The sequence below is a fragment of the Terriglobales bacterium genome (assembly GCA_035624475.1).
Taxonomy (GTDB): Bacteria; Acidobacteriota; Terriglobia; order Terriglobales; family Acidobacteriaceae; genus DASPRL01.
This window is the reverse complement of sequence record DASPRL010000295.1, coordinates 1-3,699: the sequence shown is the minus strand read 5'-3', so window position 1 is coordinate 3,699 and position 3,699 is coordinate 1. Positions and strand designations below refer to the sequence as shown.

Below are 3,699 nucleotides of genomic sequence, written 5' to 3'. Positions count from 1 at the left end.
AAACGGCGTGGCGGCGGCAGACGACCAGATCGACTCCAGGTCGCCGTCCAGCAGGTTCAAAGTGCCTTAGCCGGAGCTGTATTCGTCGGACCACTCCACCACGACCCCGCCGTTGGAGAAGGCGAGCACGTTCTTGTCCGGCGGCGCGTTCTGCGCCTGGGCGCAGGTCGCATACAACCAAGCGGCCGCCAGCAGGACCACTCGCGACTTCATCCCCATCCTGCCCCCGGGAAAGCGCTACTTCCGCGTGTAGCGGTCGCGCTGGAAGTTGTAGTAGACCATGCCGTAGCGGTTGTACCAGTCGTAGTCGCCGAAGTTCTGGCGCTCGCAGTCGCCGATGGCGATGAGCGCCTCGTTGCTCATGGCCAGCAGCTTGGTCAGGTCGCCGTCGTAGACGTCGTAGAAGTGCTGCCGCGCCTGGTTCATGGGCTCGTTGGGATTGGATTTCTGCACCGTCCAGGCCAGCTTGGCGTAAGGGCTGAGGCCGGCGGCCGCGTCCGCCAATTCCAGGATGCGCCCCGTCTTCAGCTCCGTCTGCTTGTAGATGACGTACATGTCCTCCAGGAGCTGGCGCGATTTGTCCAGCTTCTTCTGGGCGTCGGCGAAGCAGGCGCCGCACTGCGGGTTGTGATAGCAGCGCGAGGGCAGCAGCGGCTGTCCCGGGGGATTGTAGTTGGGCTGCACCGCGGCCTCGCGCGGATCGATGAGCCCGAACTCCTCCATGAAGTCCAGCAGCAGCTTGACCCCGGTGACGGCGGAGCCCGCCGTCTTGGAGGGATCGAAGCTCCCTTCCCCGCCGAAGCCGCCGAACTTGAGGGCCTCGGGCTCGCCCTTGATTCCGGCCTTCTCCAACTGCTCCAGCTTCTCGCGCAGCTTCTGCAGGGCCTCGTTGGTCTGCTTCCAGGTGTCGGCCGGCGGGACGTTGCGCGGGATCATGGCGGGCGTAGTTTGTGCTTGCTGCGCCGGGGTGGAGCGCGCCCCCAGGCCCAGCACCAGCAACACGATGGCGGCTCCCTTCCGCTGCCCGCGGAAGAGCAGCACGATGATCACGATGAGCGCCAGCAGGATGCCTCCCAGCAAAATCATGACGGGAAGGCTCCAGGGGCTGGCGGGGGGCGCGGCCTGCGTGGCCGCGGAGACAGGCGCGCTGGGCGCGGCCGGAGCCGCCGTGCGGGTTACCACCGGCGGCGCGGCCGGGTAAGAGGTCACCGCGACGAAGGCGTCGGGGGTCGGAGTCTGGACCGGCGGCGAGATCCAGGTCATCAATTGGTACTGCGCGCCCGCCTCCCCGGTCACCTGGAAGCGCACCGAGTCGGCGGTGCGGAAGCGCACGGTCAGCAGGCCGCTGGAGTCGGTGGGGCTCTGCACCAGCGGCTGCGCCATCCCGTCCTTGAAGCTGGAGAGTTGCAGGGGCTTGCGGGGGTCGGCGGCCGCCAGCGTCACCTGCATGGGTGACAGGATGTCCAGATTGTTGACCACGAAGCGGACGCCGTCAGGGCCGGTGGCGCCGCCTACTACCGAGAGCCTGCCGAAGGGGACGCGCGGGTCGGGCTGCGGGACGATCTCCCACTGGTCGGCGAACGCCAGGGTGGAAAACGACAACAGGACGATCAGGGCACAGCGAGTTGCCAGCTTCATGCTTCCTCCCGCGCGGCCGCGAGCCGGAGCCATCCTGAATTGGGGGTGTCATACGATACTCCAGAATCGGCCGCTGTCAACGCGGCGCGAGCGCCGGCCCAGCGCGCGTGACGAGCTTGGAGCGGGCTACCGGGATCGAACCGGTGACATCCAGCTTGGGAAGCTGGCGTTCTACCGCTGAACTAAGCCCGCCCGGCGGAGCGACACAGCGAGAGTATCACTGGGCGGCGATTCGGTGCAATCGCCGGAGGCTAGGCGTCGTAGAGCAGGACTTCCTCGTCGTCGTGGTCGAGTTCCTCCCACTTGTCCTGGAGGGCGACCTCGACCGCTTCCAGGATGCCCAGCAGGGTCTCGGAGTCGGCGTTCTCCAGGCGGGAGAGGTCCATGTCGCTCGGCTCCGCGGGCGTCATGTCGCTGGCGCACGACGGAGGCGCCGCCAGGATAGGGAGATCCAAATGCCAGCGCGCCCCCTGGGCGCCGCAACACAGCGTTCCGGAGAACACCCAGCGGGCGACCAACTCGCGGGCGTGGTCGGCGGAGCACACCGAGTGCATGCCGGCCTCGCGGGCGCGGCCCGCCTCCCAGCGCAGCACGCTGACCTGGTCGCGCCCGCCTTCGGAGCGCACCAGGAACCACCCGGCTCCCTCCTCCTGGCGCGCGCCACAGATCTCGCAGCGATAGCGGGCTCTCGTCATGGCAGCACCTCCCGGCCTGGCCGGCTCCCCAGCATCACTTCTCCACTCCCAGGCCGCGCGAATCGGCGGCCAGCGCCTGCAACTGCGGCGCGTTGCGGATGAGCAGCGAGGAGCCGCGCAACTGGATGAGCTGCCGCTCCTTGAACTTGCCCAGCAGGCGGGTGACAGTCTCGCGGCTGGTGCCGATCATCTGCGCCATCTCCTCGTGGGTGAGGGTGAGGCGGACGGGCTGCTTGCTGCCGTTGCCGTTGGAGGCGTCCCAATCCAGCAGCAGGCTGGCCAGCCGCTCCGCCGCCGAGTGCGAGAGGCCCAGCGAGCCGATCTCGCGGCAGGCCTGGTTGTACTCCTCGCTCAACTGCTGGGCCACGCGGAAGCAGACGTCGGCGTCCTTCTGCAGGAAGTTGAGGAAGTCCTCGGCGCGCACGAACTTGAGCTGGCAGGGCTCCAGGGTCTCGGCCGTGACCTGGTAGGGCTTGTGCAGCACGGTCGAACTCAGCCCCAGCACCTCGCCGGGCTCGGCGATGCGCACGATCAGGGTCTTGCCGTCGGCGGAGTTGACCGAGAGCTTGACCCGGCCGCGGCACAGCACGAAGATGCCGCGCGCCGCCTGCTCTTCCACGAAGATGACCGCCCCCTTGGGGAAGGTCGAGGTGAACGAGAGCTTCTCGAAGACCCGCAGCGCGGGAGTGGAGAAGCTGCAAAAATAGTCGCCGTTGCGGTTCTCGCAGTTCTGACAGCTCTCTGCGATGGCCATGCCGTACGGTGAACGAGCCGTTGCCATAGTCTTACCCCACCTTTCCTTGGGCCGCGGTCGCGCGGCCTTCGATCTCTTCTACGATGGAGCGCGTCAGCGGTCCTTCGCCCAGAAGTTCCGCCCCTTCCTGGTGCATGCGCTCCAAGAGCTGGCTGCCGGCGGGATTGATGAAGCTGACGTCGGCCAGGTCCACCACCATCTTCTGGCGGCCCTGCACCCGGCGCAGCATCTGCCAGCAGCCTTCCAGTTCCTTGACCCAGGGGCCCGTGATCTTGCCATCGAGCTTGAGCAGCGTCTTGTTGCCTTCGGTCTGGACCGTGATCTTGAGCATGGGATAGCACCTTCGCTCCTCCGTTAGTGCATGTCACAAGCCAACTGTGACCAAGCGCACAACTGGCCGTAAGGTGTTCTGGCAGAGAGGGTTGCGGTGGGTGGCGGGGGGAGGCGCCGGAGCCGGTGACGGAGGCCGGTGCCAGCCCGCTGACACGCTGTCGGCCCGCCGACAGCAGGCGCACGGGGTGTTGATCTTTTCGGCGCGTCGGCCCGCTACAGCAGGCTCCGCATCGCATCCCGAGGTGCGCTTCAAGGAAAGAGCGCTTGAGTACAGCGCAC

General features: G+C 67.2%; 5 protein-coding genes and 1 tRNA gene. All 6 read right to left on the bottom strand.

Annotated features, from left to right (window positions below; all coding sequences use genetic code 11):
- Positions 1-66 precede the first annotated feature (66 nt).
- The 6 genes from VEG08_11760 to VEG08_11735 all read right to left on the bottom strand — a co-directional run bounded on the left by VEG08_11760 (position 67) and on the right by VEG08_11735 (position 3,418).
- Positions 67-213 (bottom strand): hypothetical protein, encoded by a 147-nt coding sequence (locus VEG08_11760; GenBank protein ID HXZ28659.1) that lies wholly within the window; start codon positions 211-213, stop codon positions 67-69.
- 24 nt (positions 214-237) lie between these two features.
- Entirely contained in the window at positions 238-1,638 is a 1,401-nt protein-coding gene (locus VEG08_11755; GenBank protein ID HXZ28658.1) for a hypothetical protein, read from the bottom strand.
- Positions 1,639-1,755: 117 nt separating this feature from the next.
- Positions 1,756-1,830: transfer RNA gene (locus VEG08_11750), tRNA-Gly, on the bottom strand.
- A gap of 59 nt (positions 1,831-1,889) precedes the next feature.
- On the bottom strand, positions 1,890-2,333 hold the full coding sequence (locus tag VEG08_11745) for a hypothetical protein (GenBank protein HXZ28657.1): 444 nt from the start codon (positions 2,331-2,333) through the stop codon (positions 1,890-1,892).
- Positions 2,334-2,367: 34 nt separating this feature from the next.
- Positions 2,368-3,114: a Crp/Fnr family transcriptional regulator gene (locus VEG08_11740; GenBank protein ID HXZ28656.1), complete on the bottom strand. Its 747-nt coding sequence runs from the start codon at positions 3,112-3,114 to the stop codon at positions 2,368-2,370.
- A 4-nt stretch (positions 3,115-3,118) separates the two neighbouring features.
- The gene (locus tag VEG08_11735) at positions 3,119-3,418 is read right to left on the bottom strand and encodes a hypothetical protein (GenBank protein HXZ28655.1); all 300 of its coding nucleotides are present in this window, start codon (positions 3,416-3,418) and stop codon (positions 3,119-3,121) included.
- Positions 3,419-3,699 lie beyond the last annotated feature (281 nt).

Bases quoted from the DNA above. Each gene is read 5' to 3' on its own strand.
- VEG08_11755 (HXZ28658.1), bottom strand. From the start codon at position 1,638: ATGAAGCTGGCAACTCGCTGTGCCCTGATCGTCCTGTTGTCGTTTTCC.
- VEG08_11740 (HXZ28656.1), bottom strand. From the start codon at position 3,114: ATGGCAACGGCTCGTTCACCGTACGGCATGGCCATCGCAGAGAGCTGT.
- VEG08_11735 (HXZ28655.1), bottom strand. From the start codon at position 3,418: ATGCTCAAGATCACGGTCCAGACCGAAGGCAACAAGACGCTGCTCAAG.
- VEG08_11760 (HXZ28659.1), bottom strand. From the start codon at position 213: ATGAAGTCGCGAGTGGTCCTGCTGGCGGCCGCTTGGTTGTATGCGACC.
- VEG08_11745 (HXZ28657.1), bottom strand. From the start codon at position 2,333: ATGACGAGAGCCCGCTATCGCTGCGAGATCTGTGGCGCGCGCCAGGAG.